General features: G+C 39.5%; 17 protein-coding genes. 8 read left to right on the top strand and 9 right to left on the bottom strand.

What is annotated here, in order from left to right; genetic code table 11:
• Nucleotides 1–70: 70 nt before the first annotated feature.
• The 3 genes from QUD05_RS05245 to QUD05_RS05235 all read right to left on the bottom strand — a co-directional run bounded on the left by QUD05_RS05245 (nt 71) and on the right by QUD05_RS05235 (nt 2455).
• A complete protein-coding gene (locus QUD05_RS05245; protein ID WP_289795165.1) occupies nt 71–1018 on the bottom strand; it encodes a hypothetical protein in 948 nt (315 codons plus the stop codon).
• The gene (locus QUD05_RS05240) at nt 1015–1842 is read right to left on the bottom strand and encodes a DUF8581 family protein (RefSeq protein WP_289795164.1); all 828 of its coding nucleotides are present in this window, start codon (nt 1840–1842) and stop codon (nt 1015–1017) included. The genes QUD05_RS05245 and QUD05_RS05240 overlap by 4 nt, the downstream gene beginning before the upstream one ends.
• 103 nt (nt 1843–1945) lie before the next feature.
• Complete coding sequence (locus QUD05_RS05235) at nt 1946–2455, bottom strand: hypothetical protein (RefSeq protein WP_289795163.1); 510 nt, start codon at nt 2453–2455, stop codon at nt 1946–1948.
• 536 nt (nt 2456–2991) lie between these two features.
• Between QUD05_RS05235 and QUD05_RS05230 the strand changes: the two genes are divergently transcribed.
• The 4 genes from QUD05_RS05230 to ftsH3 all read left to right on the top strand — a co-directional run bounded on the left by QUD05_RS05230 (nt 2992) and on the right by ftsH3 (nt 7046).
• Nucleotides 2992–3777, top strand: a complete 786-nt coding sequence (locus tag QUD05_RS05230) for a hypothetical protein (RefSeq protein WP_289795162.1) — start codon at nt 2992–2994, stop codon at nt 3775–3777.
• 82 nt (nt 3778–3859) lie between these two features.
• Complete coding sequence (locus QUD05_RS05225) at nt 3860–4279, top strand: GNAT family N-acetyltransferase (protein ID WP_289795161.1); 420 nt, start codon at nt 3860–3862, stop codon at nt 4277–4279.
• A gap of 29 nt (nt 4280–4308) precedes the next feature.
• On the top strand, nt 4309–5091 hold the full coding sequence (locus tag QUD05_RS05220) for an aminotransferase class IV (protein ID WP_289799884.1): 783 nt from the start codon (nt 4309–4311) through the stop codon (nt 5089–5091).
• Between the two features lie 113 nt (nt 5092–5204).
• A complete protein-coding gene (gene ftsH3 / locus QUD05_RS05215) occupies nt 5205–7046 on the top strand; it encodes an ATP-dependent zinc metalloprotease FtsH3 (protein ID WP_289795160.1) in 1842 nt (613 codons plus the stop codon).
• Between the two features lie 518 nt (nt 7047–7564).
• Here the strand turns inward: ftsH3 and QUD05_RS05210 are convergent.
• Both QUD05_RS05210 and QUD05_RS05205 read right to left on the bottom strand, forming a co-directional pair.
• Nucleotides 7565–7783 (bottom strand): hypothetical protein, encoded by a 219-nt coding sequence (locus tag QUD05_RS05210; RefSeq protein ID WP_094350008.1) that lies wholly within the window; start codon nt 7781–7783, stop codon nt 7565–7567.
• A 632-nt stretch (nt 7784–8415) separates the two neighbouring features.
• A complete protein-coding gene (locus QUD05_RS05205; RefSeq protein ID WP_289795159.1) occupies nt 8416–9192 on the bottom strand; it encodes an ABC transporter permease in 777 nt (258 codons plus the stop codon).
• A 320-nt stretch (nt 9193–9512) separates the two neighbouring features.
• Between QUD05_RS05205 and QUD05_RS05200 the strand changes: the two genes are divergently transcribed.
• On the top strand, nt 9513–10661 hold the full coding sequence (locus tag QUD05_RS05200) for a DegT/DnrJ/EryC1/StrS family aminotransferase (protein WP_289795158.1): 1149 nt from the start codon (nt 9513–9515) through the stop codon (nt 10659–10661).
• Between the two features lie 142 nt (nt 10662–10803).
• Here QUD05_RS05200 and QUD05_RS05195 read toward each other — a convergent pair whose 3' ends face one another.
• Nucleotides 10804–11547 carry a DUF561 domain-containing protein gene (locus QUD05_RS05195; protein WP_289795157.1) on the bottom strand — a complete coding sequence of 248 codons (744 nt, stop codon included), beginning with the start codon at nt 11545–11547 and terminating at the stop codon, nt 10804–10806.
• A 285-nt stretch (nt 11548–11832) separates the two neighbouring features.
• On the opposite strand from QUD05_RS05195, the gene QUD05_RS05190 reads away from it, so the two are divergent.
• Entirely contained in the window at nt 11833–12339 is a 507-nt protein-coding gene (locus tag QUD05_RS05190; RefSeq protein WP_289795156.1) for a GAF domain-containing protein, read from the top strand.
• A gap of 15 nt (nt 12340–12354) precedes the next feature.
• On the opposite strand, the gene QUD05_RS05185 is transcribed toward QUD05_RS05190, so the two are convergent.
• Together QUD05_RS05185 and QUD05_RS05180 are read right to left on the bottom strand one after the other, a co-directional pair.
• Nucleotides 12355–12747 (bottom strand): tetratricopeptide repeat protein, encoded by a 393-nt coding sequence (locus QUD05_RS05185; protein WP_289795155.1) that lies wholly within the window; start codon nt 12745–12747, stop codon nt 12355–12357.
• 238 nt (nt 12748–12985) lie between these two features.
• The gene (locus QUD05_RS05180) at nt 12986–13921 is read right to left on the bottom strand and encodes a putative 2-dehydropantoate 2-reductase (RefSeq protein WP_289795154.1); all 936 of its coding nucleotides are present in this window, start codon (nt 13919–13921) and stop codon (nt 12986–12988) included.
• Between the two features lie 168 nt (nt 13922–14089).
• Here QUD05_RS05180 and QUD05_RS05175 point away from each other — a divergent pair, with 168 nt between their 5' ends.
• Together QUD05_RS05175 and QUD05_RS05170 are read left to right on the top strand one after the other, a co-directional pair.
• Nucleotides 14090–14491 (top strand): fasciclin domain-containing protein, encoded by a 402-nt coding sequence (locus QUD05_RS05175; protein WP_289795153.1) that lies wholly within the window; start codon nt 14090–14092, stop codon nt 14489–14491.
• Between the two features lie 205 nt (nt 14492–14696).
• The gene (locus tag QUD05_RS05170) at nt 14697–15026 is read left to right on the top strand and encodes a hypothetical protein (protein WP_289795152.1); all 330 of its coding nucleotides are present in this window, start codon (nt 14697–14699) and stop codon (nt 15024–15026) included.
• Between the two features lie 264 nt (nt 15027–15290).
• Here the strand turns inward: QUD05_RS05170 and QUD05_RS05165 are convergent, their stop codons facing one another.
• Complete coding sequence (locus QUD05_RS05165; RefSeq protein ID WP_289795151.1) at nt 15291–15851, bottom strand: GNAT family N-acetyltransferase; 561 nt, start codon at nt 15849–15851, stop codon at nt 15291–15293.
• Nucleotides 15852–16221 lie beyond the last annotated feature (370 nt).

Genomic DNA, 16221 nt, shown 5'->3' with positions numbered 1-16221 from the left:
CTACCCTAATCTTTTTCTTAAAACAGTCTTTCACAAGAAAATACTTTTTTCAATGCCTCACACCCAGTTTTCAAGCTAGTAACCAACGCATAAAGACTTTACCAATTTGCCCTACTATAAAACTAAAAACCCATTGTAATAACGGCCCAGTTAGTGACAAAAGTAGCAAAAATAAGAAATTAGTGGGAGTAAAAATAAAAATACTAGAAGTGACACAACTTAGTCCCCATGCCAGCCAATTTCGATATTGATAACTAATATAAGTCCATCTTGGAAGCTGATTAACCAGCCAATAGCGAATAGTAGCAAATACAACAGATGTTACTAATCCAGCAAGTATTGATAATGAAAATGCTAAGTTTAATCTCCATACAAAAAAAGTAGCAGGGAATAACGAAGCTAGTTCCCAAGAGAATAAATTTAATTTAGTCCGAAGACAGCTTAGTATTTGTTCAATAAGCCAATAATGCAAATAAACAATATTTAAGCACTCAGGATTTTTGATAAAATCACTCTTGATTTTGTGAATTATGTCACCATAAAATAAAATATTACTTTGTAAAACAATATCTTGTTCTTTCCAGAGATATAAATCTGATGTATCTTCTCTATAATAAGAATTAAAAGTAATTCCATACTGTAGCGTTGATTTTTTTTGTAATGATTTATTCCAGAATAATTTGATAAAACTTATTATAAAAGTATCATCAAATATTTTAAAGTTTTTTTTAGTAATTACTAATTTCTGGTATGGCGTAGTATTCTTATTAACGCAAATCTGCTCGCTAAAACAGTTGTAGTACCAAATATAAGCTAGTAATTTTGACGGAATGTATAAAGAGCAGCCTATTTCTCGTGCTTCTTCAATTTGTTTTAAAATGGTCTTATTTAGATAAAAAGTATACTGTCCTGGCTCAACCTTAATTTCAAGTTCAATAGGAGTGCCTTGAGGGATTTGTACAAAAAAAGATAGTTGAACATCAGCTTCACTATCAGTGTATGTTTTATCAGCTTTCATTGTCGGGATAATTTCGCGATATTTTGTACAATACCAATCAGAAAGTCTAGTGTTCCACGCCACTGTTTCTCTCCAGCAACTACCCCTTCATTATGTATTTTTAGGATTAAATCTCTATCACCTTCAGGTAATTGAAATAGCTTTTTATGGTAACGGCTGATAATATCTCCATCTAGCTGCATAACAGTTTGAGCATAAATAATATCAATATCTACGCTGGTAATATTGCCACTATTAAGTGCAGCTTTAAGCTCAGACATTTTCCGCAGTGTACGAATAAATTTATCATTATTCAAAAGTTCTTCAATCTCTTGCCACCTTTGCTGCAATTTTTTGTGATTATCTTCTTCACCCGCAAAAGGTGTTGGAGCAGGCAATATTGGTCGAGCTAACTTTATGTATACCTCGTCAGTTGGAACAATATTTGCTTTATGTTCCACCTGATATTTAAGACGATCCTGATATTGTATTATCCTGGAGTCTGGCTCACTAGTCTCAGTACTTTGTTCAAGAAGAATGTAAAAATATTCTCTTTCAAGTTGCGAAAATAGACTTGTATAACGCTTGCGTAGCTCTTGAGCTTGAGTTTTTTCTGGTTCTGGTAAATCGTCTGGATTTGGAATTCCTTTGCTATCAAAGTAGTCTTTGTCATTTATTGAATAAATCTCTTCATACGCTTGCCAAGCATTAAACTTTGCGCCAGTAATTTGATCCACAACCATTGTATTGACTTCTAAAGCTGTAATATCATCAACTAATCCATGTACAGATGAGACTACTTTTTCTAGCAAATCTTTGGCTTGTTCTTGAATTTTATTAGGCATAGTCATAATTTCCTTGATTTATTTAAAGCAAATTAACCTACAGGTTAGGATAACCTCATATCCTGTAGGTATTTTTTGGTTAATATCAATTAATAAATATCAACTACTGGGGACGGGATAGCGATTGTTGTGAAGTTTTACGAGATTTCATAATTTCTATAAAAAATCCATACAACTTCTGCAAACTTTCTATATTTTTTTGCATAATCTCCCGACTTTCTTTGATTTGAGTTAGATGAAATTCACGAAGTTCTGTATATGGCCCGCTACCAACAAATTGGCTACCAACTTCATTAGTTATATCACCATCAATTAAATTTATTATGGTGTGCATTCGATTACCTGCTTGAGGAATTTGCTGCCCTTGTGGTTGTTCTAACTGAGTAGATGAGTCTGGAACCCAAGTAGTAATTTCTAGCTCTACAACTTCCACTATTGCTGTTTGAATAGCATCAATAATTTCATCAATGTTGAATCTTTCTCCCTGACTGTTCAGCTTCTTAACTTTTCTTTTAAATTCACTACTTGGTTTGCTAAATTGACTATTATTTTCCATGTTTTCGATGTCTTGACTATGAATTTTTGTGTTTTCGTTAAGAGTATCATTAACCATGAAATTTAGAGGTTACAGATAGATTCAAATATAAACAAAATACAATCTTATGTTATGTCAAATTTTGGAAGGCTTTTACTACAAAAAAGTAACTAAAGTCAAAACAACTTAATATTTTTTTAATAAATTTTTACTAAAAAAAAGTTATGATTTCCAAGAGCCAAATTTATCTTAGAAAAAGAATAATACCATTTTAGATTTTCGAGGTACTGCATTGCAGTGAATCCAGCACTGCGGCAGGGGTTTTCCCGTTGTTCTAAGTGGCGTGATTCTGAAATAATTATTTAATTAGCTTTTAGGTGTTTCGTTCCATTAGCTATAAATTAGATATTGGTATATATAAAAAATTACTGTAATTTATCTCAAAACAAAGATAATATCAAAGTATAAATAAACACTAAATACTTCAATCAGTTTATTTGAGTAAACTTTTTTATCTTACTTAGCAAAGCATAGTCTCATAAATATGGCTGACTTTTTTTATACCACTTGTATACAATGATCTGACTATGATGATAAAGAAAGACAAGAAAAATATGTTGTTATCTCGTCAAGCTTTTGCTACACCTTTTGTAATTTGCCTGTGTATTGTAGGAGTTGGCTTGATTCAATTCCCCCAATTGCAAAAACTAATAAATAGAAAACAATCTGCCTCTTTAGAAACTCTAAAAAAAGAAATAAAAGCTGAAAATATTCGTCTGAATTTCCTCGAAAAAACGCCTAGTTTTGGTTATGATAATTTGATCGCAGATTTGGTATATCTCAATTTTCTCCAATATTTTGGAGATGATGAAATTCGGGATAAAACAGGCTACAGTTTAAGTCCAGAATATTTTGAAGTTATTCTAGAACGCGATCCACGATTTTTAGCAGCGTATCGCAGTCTTTCGATCAGTACTTCATTATATGCTGGTATGCCGGAACGTGCGATCGCAATGTCAGAGAAAGGCTTAAAATCACTATCTCCCTCAGTTCCCGAAAAGTCTTATTATATATGGCGTTTTAAAGGAGTTGATGAGTTATTATTTTTAGGTGACGCTCAAGCTGCCCAACAGTCTTTTGCAACAGCGGCAAACTGGGCAAGTAAATTTTCAGATGCAGAGAGTCAGCTTATAGCTAATACTTCCCAAAGAACTGCTGAATTTTTGAGTCGAAACCCTAACAGTAAATATGCTCAAATTTCTACATGGTCAATGGTTTTAAATAATCGTGCTGATGAAAGAACTCAAAAACGCGCAATTAAGGAAATCGAAGCCTTGGGAGGAAAAATAGTTACAACTCCTGAAGGTACTAATAAAATTATATTTCCCCCAAAGGATTAAAATAATTCGTAATTCGTAATACTTCGGCTACGCTCAGTACAAGTTCGTAATTCGTAATTCGTAATTTTTATAAGCAATACTAATGTCAATACAATTAGCAGAATCTGAATTTCAAATATTAGGATGTTTTCCTGTTATTTCCCAGTTGCGCCCTTACCTTGAGCAGGATAATTTTGTAGAACAAGTTCGATATCAAATGAAAGAAGGATATCAACTTGCATTCTTGGAGGTAGAAAAGCAAGCTGTAGCAGTGGCTGGATTTCGCATTTCTAATTGTTTAGCATCGGGGAAGTTTTTATACATTGATGATTTAGTTGTTGATGAGTTGAAACGGTCACACAGCTACGGTCAACAATTATTTCATTGGCTAATTGAATATGCCAGAAATCATGAGTGTAAACACCTGAGTCTGGATTCTGGTGTTCAGCGATTTGCAGCTCACAGGTTTTATCTTATGCAGCGAATGAGCATTACAAGTCATCACTTTTCAATGGAGTTGTAGCAATAAGCTATTTGGTTGTGACAAATAATATTTTTTGGTATAACGGTAAATTAATTCACTCTCAAACCCTAGAATTAAACATTAACGATCCGGGTTTACTTTATGGGGCAACTGTTTTTACAACATTGCGGATTTATCATGACTCCCTAGATAGTAATTTAACTAATTGGGAAGCACACTGCGATCGCTTACTCTTCTCACTACAAACTTTTGGGTGGCAGCAACCCAATTGGAACCGTCTGCGTCAAGGCGCTCAAATTCTTCTCCCACACTTCCCTGTTCTCAGAATTACCCTCTTTCCTGATGGACGAGAGTGGATAACTGGCAGATTCTTACCACAAAATTTGACAAAAAAACAAAAGAATGGTGTTTTGTGCGCTGTTGCCAGTCCTGAATTTTCTCGCTCGCTCCCCTCTCATAAAACTGGAAACTATTTGAGTGCTTGGTTGGCAAAAACTAGCTCAGATGCTCAAGAAGCAATATTAGTCGATGCTCAAGGAAATTGGCTAGAAACCAGTACAGGCAACCTTTGGGGATGGTGCGATCGCAATTGGTACACACCACCAATAAAGGCCGGAATTTTGCCGGGAATTGGGCGATCGCAACTTGTAAACTGGTTGCAAAACCACCATCAGCCAGTGCGAGAAGAAACTTGGAGCGTCGGGTTAGTCCAGAGATTTGAAGCGATCGCCTACACTAATAGTGTGGTAGAGATTATTCCCATTCATACCGTTAATCAGCCTTCAGGGTCGCTACAATATAATCCCCACCATCATAGTTTTCAGCTAATAAGGGAGCTTTTTTTAGCATGACAACCACGCCAAATTTGTTATATCTTAAGATAAGTTAACATAATTCTTAATAATCACCTTTCCGAGCAGAGAAGCTAGGCGATTGCGCGAAAAATACCGGAGGATAGACCTTAGTGAATAAAAGATGGAGAAATGCAGGGCTGTACGCGCTGCTGTTTATTGTCGTAATTGCGCTGGGAACAGCATTTTTTGACAAACAACCCCAAAGCAGAGAGACATGGCGATACAGTCGCTTCATTCAAGAAGTTCAGCAAGGCAGAGTAGAAAAAGTCAGTTTGAGTGCAGACCGCTCTACAGCACTGGTTACACCCAAATATGACCCAGCTAAACGGATTGTTACCTTAGTCAATGATCCAGATTTGATTAATACTCTGACTTCTAAAGGCGTTGATATTTCTGTATTGCCCCAAACCGACGAAGGATTTTGGTTTAAGGCACTGAGCAGCTTATTTTTCCCTGTATTGCTTTTGGTTGGCTTATTCTTCTTACTACGTCGCGCTCAAATGGGCTCAGGCAGCCAAGCGATGAACTTTGGCAAATCTAAAGCCAGAGTGCAAATGGAACCACAAACTCAGGTAACATTTGGCGATGTTGCTGGTATTGACCAAGCCAAGTTGGAATTAAACGAAGTCGTAGACTTCCTAAAAAACGCCGATCGCTTTACCGCCGTTGGTGCAAAAATTCCTAAAGGTGTGTTGTTAGTTGGCCCTCCTGGTACAGGTAAAACCCTCCTAGCTCGTGCTGTAGCAGGTGAAGCAGGTGTCCCCTTCTTCTCAATCTCCGGTTCAGAATTTGTGGAAATGTTCGTAGGTGTGGGTGCATCTCGCGTCCGCGATTTATTTGAACAAGCTAAGACCAATGCTCCTTGTATCGTCTTCATTGATGAAATTGATGCCGTAGGTCGTCAACGGGGTGCAGGTTTAGGTGGTGGTAACGATGAGCGGGAACAAACCCTCAACCAGTTGCTCACCGAAATGGATGGTTTTGAAGGTAACACTGGCATTATCATTATTGCCGCTACCAACCGTCCTGATGTTTTAGATGCAGCCTTGTTGCGTCCTGGTCGCTTTGACCGTCAAGTTGTGGTAGACCGTCCCGATTATGCCGGACGCAGCGAAATCCTCAAGGTACATGCTCGTGGCAAAACCTTGGCGAAAGATGTGGACTTGGATAAAATCGCCCGTCGTACCCCTGGATTTACTGGCGCAGATTTATCCAACCTTTTGAATGAAGCCGCAATTCTGGCAGCACGCCGGAATTTGACTGAAATTTCAATGGATGAAATCAACGACGCAATCGACCGCGTATTAGCTGGGCCAGAGAAGAAAGACCGAGTAATGAGCGAAAAGCGCAAAACCTTGGTAGCTTATCACGAAGCTGGTCACGCTTTAGTTGGTGCTTTGATGCCCGACTATGACCCAGTACAAAAAATTAGCATCATCCCTCGCGGTCGCGCAGGTGGTTTAACTTGGTTTACCCCCAGTGAAGACCGGATGGACACTGGTTTGTACAGCCGCGCTTATTTAGAAAATCAGATGGCTGTAGCTTTGGGTGGTCGGATTGCTGAAGAATTAATCTTTGGTGAAGAAGAAGTTACCACGGGTGCTTCTAATGACCTCCAACAAGTAGCGCGTGTTGCTCGTCAAATGATTACCCGATTTGGGATGAGCGATCGCTTAGGCCCTGTTGCTCTTGGTCGTCAACAAGGTAACATGTTCCTCGGACGCGATATCATGTCAGAGCGTGATTTTTCTGAAGAAACCGCTGCTGCTATTGATGAAGAAGTCCGTAAACTTGTAGATGTAGCCTATACACGCGCTAAAGAAGTATTGGTGCGTAACCGCCACATTTTAGATGAGATAGCGCAAATGCTTGTTGATAAAGAAACAGTAGATGCTGAAGAGTTGCAAGAAATTCTATCGAATAACGATGTGACAACTGCTGCGTTTGCCTAATTCAATGAGGAGTTAGGAGTTAAGAACAATTCGTAACTTTTAAAATTTGGGGTAATTCTGGGATTTTCCAGAGTTACCCCAATTCTTTTATTTCTTGGCAAAAGCCCGGCCATGAAGACCGGGCTTTTAATCCGTAATGGGGTTATATTCCCCGGAGGTTCGTTATAGAGTTTCAGTATAAATCGCTAGTCTGATGATAAAGACTACCACATGAGCATAATCAGTTCCGGAAAATTAGAAAATTTTTTTTAGATACACCAAAATCAAATTACTAACGTCGGCAAAATTTGCCCAAATCCTGGCATAGTGGTTACGCGAACTTGGTATATATGCTGATTCTCTTCCGTAAGAACTCGAAATCACGGTAACTCGGAGATTTTACGAATTACCTTGATTGCGATCGCTGCAAAATAGTTTATGCATTCTGTCGCGCACCCTTCATGACATCAAATAGATGACTTTCTAAATCTCGATCGGACTAGCGCCAAAAGTGACTGGATACTAATCAGTTGGTTAACTTACACTCTGGATGTCGGTTTCAAAAATAGCCACGCCACAAAGAATGTAGCCGCCGTAAATAGTTGTGTCAAATCTAAAGCAGATAGATAGCCATCTGCAAATGAAGCAATACTGCGATCGGTAATGCCAAATACCCAGGATGACAGGCCAAATAGCCAAATCCCATTCTTGAGATTTCCGACGAATTCTTTAGAGTCCGATCGTTTTTGATCTTTCATAATCTTCTGTTCCGTTGGTGAAGAATCTGGTGATTGATGCTAAATACCTGCCATTAGGAATTTTTTCGGATTCCTGACGCTGAATTTACATTTACTATCTATTAACAATATTAATAAATATTTCACCTACTTGACATCCCTACCCAAAGGTACATCTCCTAATGATGACATTCCTCTTTTGGTTCTGTTACCTCCGATAGACGGCAATAGGTTGAGTTCTCAGCTTTACAGCGTCAGGTTTGAATACTGAAATCACATGATTTTTAAATAACCATATAAATATTTATTTATGCTTTGCATAAAATGCTTCATAGGATAGATGCGTTACCAAAATATCTTTATACTTCAATGTGTAAAGACTTTGTAGGGGCGCATAGTTAGCTGTGCGCCCCTACAAGGAAATAAAATACTTATTTTGGAGTAAATTAATCCCTTTAGCCTACTCAGCACTGGCTCAACGTACCGCTATTTATATACCAATACGCTTGGGTTAAGAAGAATAGTAGGTTGGGTTGAGCAACAGCGAAACCGAACAAAGCCTTAATAATGTTGGGTTTCGTTCCTCAACCCAACCTACGCCAGTTTTAGTTTTTAGCCTTAACCCAAGCGTATTGATTTATATACAGCACTCTTCATCTCACCAACTGCGCGGCGGAATTAAAAAATTGACGATACAACCCCTTTGTGACTAAAACTGTTGTCAACAAGTTAGCAAAAGCAACCATAAACATAATCAAAATTTCGTAGGATACAGCATCTAGAGGTTTGACACCAGCTAATAACTGTCCGGTAGTAATTCCTGGTATTGCGACCATACCTATGAGTATCATTTGATTGAGAGTAGGAATCAATCCGGCTTTGATGGCGTCTTTGCGATACTGGCTAACAGCTTGCTCTGGAGTTGCACCTAAGCTTAAATGGGTTTCTATTTCGAGATGGCTGGAATTAATGGTGCTGACAAGACGATCGCCTGCGATCGCAGCTGCATTGGTAGCATTACCTAAGACTATCCCTGCTAGGGGAATTATATATTGTGGTTCGTACCATCTTTCTGGTTGAACGATTAAGAAGCTGATGTAAAACACTGTCACGGCGGTACTAATTAAAATTGCACCCCACACCAAAGGCAACACATGAGGAATTTTTTGGCTGATGCGATTTCGTGCGACAATCGCCGTAATTGTCAGCATTATTGCTAATAGCGCCAAAACTGCCCAAGCATTGTCTAAAGCTAAGATGAAATCTAAAATGTATCCCAATACAAGAAGTTGTAAGATGGTTCTCCCAGTAGCAAGGGCTAAGTTCAACTCTAATCCTAATTTTTCCCAGGCAGATAAACCAATGGCGATCGCCATCAATCCCACGCCAATAGCTAAATCCACGAAATCCAGCTCGATCAGATCCTGCATGGGTTTTCTATCTCCTAGTATTTTCTTCTCAAAGCAGCACACACTCCTGGAACTTTGACCAGATGTGTTGGATCTTGGTTGATATATATCACTTTCATCAATTCAAAATGGTACGACCTTAACATGGCAAACACCTAGTATGCCTACTATCTGTAAATTAAATGTGCGGTGATTTGCCGCACCACAATTTAAGTAAAAACCCTAATAGATGCGTATCTTGGGCGATAGTCTTTTAGTAGCTCCTCTTTGATTAATAATTCAATCAGCAAAAATTGACTGTCGAAGTGCATCCTTTGTATCTCCCGATAAAATGAGAACTCATGATCCAAAGTGTAAATCCCATCCCTGCCTTTGATATCAAGCAGCAATACACCACCATCGAAGCAGAAGTAAGTGCAGCCGTATTAGAGGTTTTGGCTTCCGGCCGCTATATTGGCGGCCCCTTAGTCGAAGGCTTTGAACAACAGTTTGCCGCTTATAATACTGTCACTGAATGTGTGGCTTGTAATTCTGGTACTGATGCGCTCTACTTAGCGTTACGAGTTTTGGAAATTGGTGCAGGCGATGAAGTGATTACAACGCCTTTTACCTTTATTGCGACATCTGAAGTAATTAGCGCCGTCGGTGCAAAGCCTGTTTTCGTTGATATTGACGCGACTACGTTTAATTTAGATGTGGAGCAAGTCGCAGCGGCGATTACACCTAAAACTAAAGCGATTATCCCGGTTCACCTATTTGGGCAACCTGTGGATATGACATCATTAATGGCGATCGCTCAGTCTCACAATTTGTCAATTATTGAAGATTGCGCTCAGTCTACAGGAGCGATTTGGGCTGGTGAAAAAGTCGGAAGTATTGGACATATTGGTTGCTTTAGTTTCTACCCTACCAAAAATCTTGGTGGTTGCGGCGATGGTGGAGCAATAACAACTAACGATCCAGCGATCGCCACGAAACTGCGAATACTACGAGATCATGGTAGTAAGATTCGATATTTACACGAGGAAATCGGTGTAAATAGCCGCTTAGATGCTCTCCAAGCAGCTATTTTGCAGATTAAGCTACGTTATTTAGATATTTGGAACGATCGCCGCCGAGATATCGCCAACTATTACTATCAGTTCCTCAGTCAAGTTCCGGGGATTGTTCCACCCCAAGAATTACCTGGGGGTATTGGGGTATGGAATCAATACACTATTCGTATATCTGGCGAAGGGCGCAATGGTTCTAGTGCCAAATACCGAGATTGGGTGCGTAGTCAATTGCAAGAACAGGGCGTGAGTTCAATGATTTACTACCCCCACCCTTTACATTTGCAGCCAGTTTATCAAAGTCTGGGCTATGAAATTGGGGACTTACCAATAGCAGAGCAAGCTTGCCATGAGGTTATATCCTTGCCTATGTTCCCAGAACTGACACAACAGCAGCAAGATCAGGTGATTTATGCGTTGAAAGAAGTTATGAGTTAGAAGTTAGAAGTTAGGAGTTGGAAGTTAAGAGTTAGAAGTTTGGAGTTAGGAGTTTGGAATAAATAAGTTTCTTCAACTCATCACTCATAACTCATAACTCATAACTCATTACTCATTACTCATCACTCCTAACTCATAACTCTTAACTCCTTACTACATTTGCAGTCGCTAAGGCTTCTACTAGTCCACGCACGGCGGCAATCATTGCGACTTCACTATTGAGTTGGTTGATGGCAGAACCAACACCAACGCCAGCAGCGCCAGCCGCGATCGCTAATGGTGCGGTAACGTTAGAAATGCCGGAAGCACATAATACTGGTACTGACACCACACGGGAAATCTCAAAAGCTGCTGCCAAGGTGGGAGCAGCTTTTTCAATTAATCCTAGAGTTCCGGGGTGAACTGGGTTACTGCTAGTACCGCCTTCGGTTTGGATAATGTCCGCTCCAGCTTTCACCAGTTCTTCTGCTAGCTGTACCTGTTGATCTAGTTCCAGGATGTGAGGAACGGTTACAGATAAGGTAATTTCTGGAAGGAGAGCGCGGGTTTGCTGAGTCAGCGCTAGCACTTCTGGAGCCTCAAAGCGCCGTCCTTGAGCATAGAAGGAATCGAAATTACCGATTTCAATTAAATCAGCACCAGCTGCGACAGCTTGCACGAATTTCTCTGGCTCTACTGCTGATACACAAATAGGTAAACTTGTCAAACTTTTAGCTAGCTGGACTAAAGCTGGATCGGCGGCAATATCGACAAAAGTAGCACCGCCAAATTCAGCAGCTTTGACAGTAGCAGCGACACTAGCGGCGTCGAAGTTATTTAAACCGCTAATCACTTTGAGAACGCGGCGGTTAGTAAATGCACGTTGGAGTGTGGAATGCATCGTCATAATTTGGCTTTTGAAGCTACGAAAATTAGGTATATTCTACCGTTCCTCAGTTGATTGGGGACTAAATCACTATGGTAGTTGCCAAATATTGATAATTTTATCCTTACCACCGATCAAAGTTTTGCCATCTGTACTGAAAGCGATCGCATCAACTTCTAATTCCATCCATATTAATTATGGAGACAACAGACCTCTCTAGGTGCGATCGCCCCATGAATTCCCGTGACTTTTTACGGAATGTGGAAAGGGGAGATTGGTTTTACTAAATGAATTTTCCTAATTATTTTGCGCGTTTTCGGCCAAACTTTATTTTCTACGACTATGACTTCAGATACCAAACCCATTTTTGATACCCTGGCTGAAGAAGGGTCTGCCATCGACTGGAGACGACTGCTGACCGAAATCCTGAACGCTTTCGACTGCTCTACAGGTAGCATCCATACCCTAGATAAAGACAGCCAGTTATTGCACGTAAAGGCTTACCAAGGCATTCCAGAATTGCTTTTGCCTAAAATGACAATAATTTCTATTGGTAAAGGAATGGCCGGTGTCGCCGCTGAACGCAAGCAACCTGTACAGATTTGCAACCTGCAAACCGACGAATCAGGAGTGGCCAGACCCTCAGCAAAAGAAACGAAGGTAGAAGGTTCCATCGCAGTACCGCTGATGCTGAATGGCCAATTGCATGGTACTTTAGGCATTGCCAAGCCGATTCCCTACGAATTTACTGCCGAAGAACAAGAAACACTGACGCAGATTGGAGAGGCTATTAGCCGAAAAATCGTCAGTTAAAATCAAATACTATTACTATTTTTCAAAATACTCCATTGCTGTTTGTAATTTCTTAACTTGCCTGGGTGCTTGCATTTCGTTAAAGAGTGCGACCGCTTGTACAAAACTTTCTCTACTTTGCTCAATTTCACCCATTTTTTTATGAGTCAATGCCAACAGATAATAAGCCTCAGCTAAGTCTGATTTTGCACCGATTTTATCCAGAATTTCTATTGCTTCTGAATGATGAAAAGTTGCTCTGGTAAATTCTCCCTGTTCTCGAAAAAGTCCAGCTAGAGAACTTATAGCTTTAGCTTTGATTTGGGTAAAGTTGTTTTCTTCAGCATGAAATATTTCGCTTTGCCTCAAAATCCTTAAAATATTTTTTGTTGGTGCTATTCGGCATTGCGATCGCTTACGTTTTATCAAGTGGTTTGGGCATCTTACAAATCATACCCATACTGCTGTACCTTTTACAACAGTTTTTGCTTCCACTGGGAATTATCCTGTTGTGTTTAATTACAATAGCCGTCATTTTTGAATCCCTGCGTTAAAAATTGGGGGAGTGGTAAGTTAGGAGTTAAGAGTTAGGAGTTAAGAGTTAAGAATAGAATTGCTTCTCTTGTCTCCCTCATTCCCCTTTTCTCCCCCATCTCCTTAATCTCCATCACTTTCCCCTAGCACCTAAAAACTTCAACTGGTGGTATAAACAGCTAATCTGCACTAAATCCACACCTACTGCTTGGGCTTTTCGTAATGGGTTGCCGAAAATTGCTTCTACTTCCAAGGGACGATGTTCGTCGTAGTCAATTTTCATGCTGGGGCGGTAGGGCGTCATTTTGACAGTATAATCGAGCATTGTTTGAATGAAGCGATCGCTAATAATCCGCCCATAACTTTTCGCCCCCGCCGCTACTTCATACATCAACTGTTCAACTAACTTGCGGGTGTACTCATACGCCATTAATTCATCTGTTCTAGCGTTGAGAATCACAGAAAGCCCATTGTACGGGATATTCCAAACCAACTTTTTCCAACGTGCTAGTAGTAAATCTTCAGCTAATTCAATTGAGATACCAGCGCTTTCAAAGTCATCAGCAATTTGCTGCATCCTCTCAGTTATCCCACTAGGCTGATAGTTAGGGGTATATTCACTGAAAGTTATATGCCCATAGTCTAAGTGGTGTATATGCCCTAGGCCCACTTTGTTAGAACATAAAAAGCACAATCCACCGATAACCGTTACATTACCAACAATTTCAGCGACTTCTTCTTCTACACCAAGTCCATTCTGTAATACCAACACCACCCCATTATCTTTAACTACAGGTGGCAACATCTTTGGTAGTAAATGGTTTTGCGTCGTCTTCAGTGCCACCACTACCACATCGCATTGTGGCATTTTTTCTACGTCGTTGTAGGCGTGGACTTCAGGAAGGGTAAAGTCAGCGTCTTTGGAATCTACTACTAAACCATATTTCTTTACCTGTTCGTAATCACTCTTGAGCAAAAAGTGGACATCCAACCCAGCTTTTTGCAGTCTGGCGCCATAGAACCCACCTAATGCTCCAGTTCCCAGAATGGCATACGTGCGATCGGACATTTCTTTTATAACGGAATTTTCCTAGAAACATCATAAGGTGATGTCTGGCAGGAGTAAGCATTTAGGTGTAGTTTATTCAACGCCTGATTTTAAATTTATTTTGTTTAATAAAACTTAAAAGAGGTTTATTATCCTTTAAAATCTTTTGCAGAGATTTAGGTAAGATATATGGCTGATATTGTTGATATTGCAGTTACGGCTGAGTCGTTTAAAACACTGGTGGCAGCTGTACAAGCTGCTGGTTTAGTAGAAACATTAAAAAGTCCTGGCCCGTTCACTGTCTTTGCACCAAATGACGATGCTTTTGCCAAGTTACCAGCGGGAACTATCCAAACTTTGTTACAAAACATTCCCCAGTTAACGCGGATTCTAAAGTATCATGTCGTTTCGGGAAAGCTGCTAAAGGCTGATTTGGCACAACTCGGTACGGTTAATTCTGTGGAAGGTTCACCCATTAAAATTCATTCTTCTGATGGTTTTGAAGTTAAAAATGCCACAGTTTTAGCAGCAGATATCGAAGCTGATAATGGTGTGGTACACGTTATCGATACGGTAATTTTACCGGGTTAATTTAGCTAGGGTGGGTGTTTTCCACCCTACTTATCCAAAATCTTTATAATTAACTAACTATTGGTAGTATCAAAAGGCAACTCAATAGTTTAAATTATGTTATATTTGCAATGTGATTACTCACTTACACCTTAATATATATTTCGTTATTTTAAATACAATAAACTAAATTCTTAAAAAGTTAACATCTATCCCAACAAAATTAATGCTCGATTTTAACACCTTAGCTGAATTTTCTCGTGGCAACTGCATAGGTATCTGTGCATTTCTCGTACCAGCGAACTTACTTGTCACAATTTTAACGATGAGCCTGGTAGCGTTACGTCGCCCATCATATCAAGTGTGGCAATCTGCTGGAATCGCTAGCTTTTTCGCTTCTGTAATGATATTGCACGTATATACTTGGTTCATGATTGGTGTGGTGATGGCTCCTACTTATATCTTGCTGTGGCTAGCAATCACCTGTTTAGTGACTAATTTTGCAGCAATTCTTTTTCAAAGACGCTACAGTAACAGCCCTAGTCTTTCTAACTGAAGTCTATCCAGGCGTCTATGGGTGATATTTTCAGAAGATCATCATTTGACCAAATAATTACTAATTCGTAATTCGTAATACAACTCTTGGAGAGGCTGCGCCCGAAGCGTAGCTATGCCGCAGGCTTTACGGCTACGCGGTAGTTGAGCGCAGTCGAAACTCAGTACAAGTTCGTAATTCCTAATTAAAAAGGGTTCAAGCCCTAAAGTAATTGCAACTACGAATTACGTTAGCGTAGCGGTAGCGAGTCTGCGAGCGTCATTATCAATTACGAATTATGTTGACGCTTCTCCATTCATGCTCAAGGATGGCATATAGCCAAGAGTCTCGCCATTCTCCCTTAATCCAATGGTGTTCTCGCAAATATCCTTCTTGTTGCATTCCGATTTTTTGCATAACTCTTGCTGAGGCAATGTTTTCTGGGTGACAAGTTGCAAAGATGCGATGTAAGTCTAACTCCTGAAAACCAAATGATATAACTGCTTTTACAGCTTCAGTTGCGTATCCTTGCCCCCAAAATTGCTTAGAAAAAGAGTATCCAATAGAGCCTGTTTTATTGTCAGTATCTTTAACGGATATGCGACAGATACCAATTAAGTGCTTTTGGGCTTTCAAAGTCACTGCTAAGGCAAAATGCTGACGGGGTTCTTCGCCTTGCAATGAAATCTCTCTTCGCAAAAAATTTTTAGTATCTTCTTCACTATTTGGGCCAAAAGTCAAATAACGCACAACTTCGCGATCGCTAGCGTATTTATGAACTGCTGGCCAATCTGATTCTACAAAGTCTTGCAGTATGAGACGTTGGCTTTCTAGCGGTAGATTCATTGTTTTGGATTAACAAGCTACATACTATATAGTCACAAGCCAAAAAAATATTGTAATCAAAGTTAGCCAACACGTATAGCCTTTTATCTATGAAAGCAATTTAATATTGATTTAATATTATGGCTTGTAAATTAATAACATTGTCATATAAAGCTGTAAGCTATTATTGATCGCATTGAACTTGACAATCAATAAAACTTGCAACTCTTGTAAGTTTTTCCAGTCAAATTTTTGAACCGTCTTTGGTCTAAGCCTTCCCTATTGGAGATTCGTGTTTAGCGACTCGCCATCTAGAAAGGCACTATAGCCTGCTGATTTGCAAAGAATTAAAGTTTTCTTTGTCTAATTTTTCATGGCAATAAAACATGAA

The organism is Nostoc sp. GT001, assembly GCF_030382115.1.
GTDB lineage: Bacteria > Cyanobacteriota > Cyanobacteriia > Cyanobacteriales > Nostocaceae > Nostoc.
This window is presented reverse-complemented; position numbering and strand designations above follow the sequence as displayed.

Bases quoted from the DNA above. Each gene is read 5' to 3' on its own strand.
- QUD05_RS05240 (WP_289795164.1), bottom strand. From the start codon at position 1,842: ATGCCTAATAAAATTCAAGAACAAGCCAAAGATTTGCTAGAAAAAGTA.
- QUD05_RS05245 (WP_289795165.1), bottom strand. From the start codon at position 1,018: ATGAAAGCTGATAAAACATACACTGATAGTGAAGCTGATGTTCAACTA.
- QUD05_RS05200 (WP_289795158.1), top strand. From the start codon at position 9,513: ATGATCCAAAGTGTAAATCCCATCCCTGCCTTTGATATCAAGCAGCAA.
- QUD05_RS05170 (WP_289795152.1), top strand. From the start codon at position 14,697: ATGCTCGATTTTAACACCTTAGCTGAATTTTCTCGTGGCAACTGCATA.
- QUD05_RS05235 (WP_289795163.1), bottom strand. From the start codon at position 2,455: ATGGTTAATGATACTCTTAACGAAAACACAAAAATTCATAGTCAAGAC.
- QUD05_RS05225 (WP_289795161.1), top strand. From the start codon at position 3,860: ATGTCAATACAATTAGCAGAATCTGAATTTCAAATATTAGGATGTTTT.
- QUD05_RS05230 (WP_289795162.1), top strand. From the start codon at position 2,992: ATGTTGTTATCTCGTCAAGCTTTTGCTACACCTTTTGTAATTTGCCTG.
- QUD05_RS05210 (WP_094350008.1), bottom strand. From the start codon at position 7,783: ATGAAAGATCAAAAACGATCGGACTCTAAAGAATTCGTCGGAAATCTC.
- QUD05_RS05180 (WP_289795154.1), bottom strand. From the start codon at position 13,921: ATGTCCGATCGCACGTATGCCATTCTGGGAACTGGAGCATTAGGTGGG.
- QUD05_RS05165 (WP_289795151.1), bottom strand. From the start codon at position 15,851: ATGAATCTACCGCTAGAAAGCCAACGTCTCATACTGCAAGACTTTGTA.
- QUD05_RS05195 (WP_289795157.1), bottom strand. From the start codon at position 11,547: ATGACGATGCATTCCACACTCCAACGTGCATTTACTAACCGCCGCGTT.
- QUD05_RS05175 (WP_289795153.1), top strand. From the start codon at position 14,090: ATGGCTGATATTGTTGATATTGCAGTTACGGCTGAGTCGTTTAAAACA.
- QUD05_RS05205 (WP_289795159.1), bottom strand. From the start codon at position 9,192: ATGCAGGATCTGATCGAGCTGGATTTCGTGGATTTAGCTATTGGCGTG.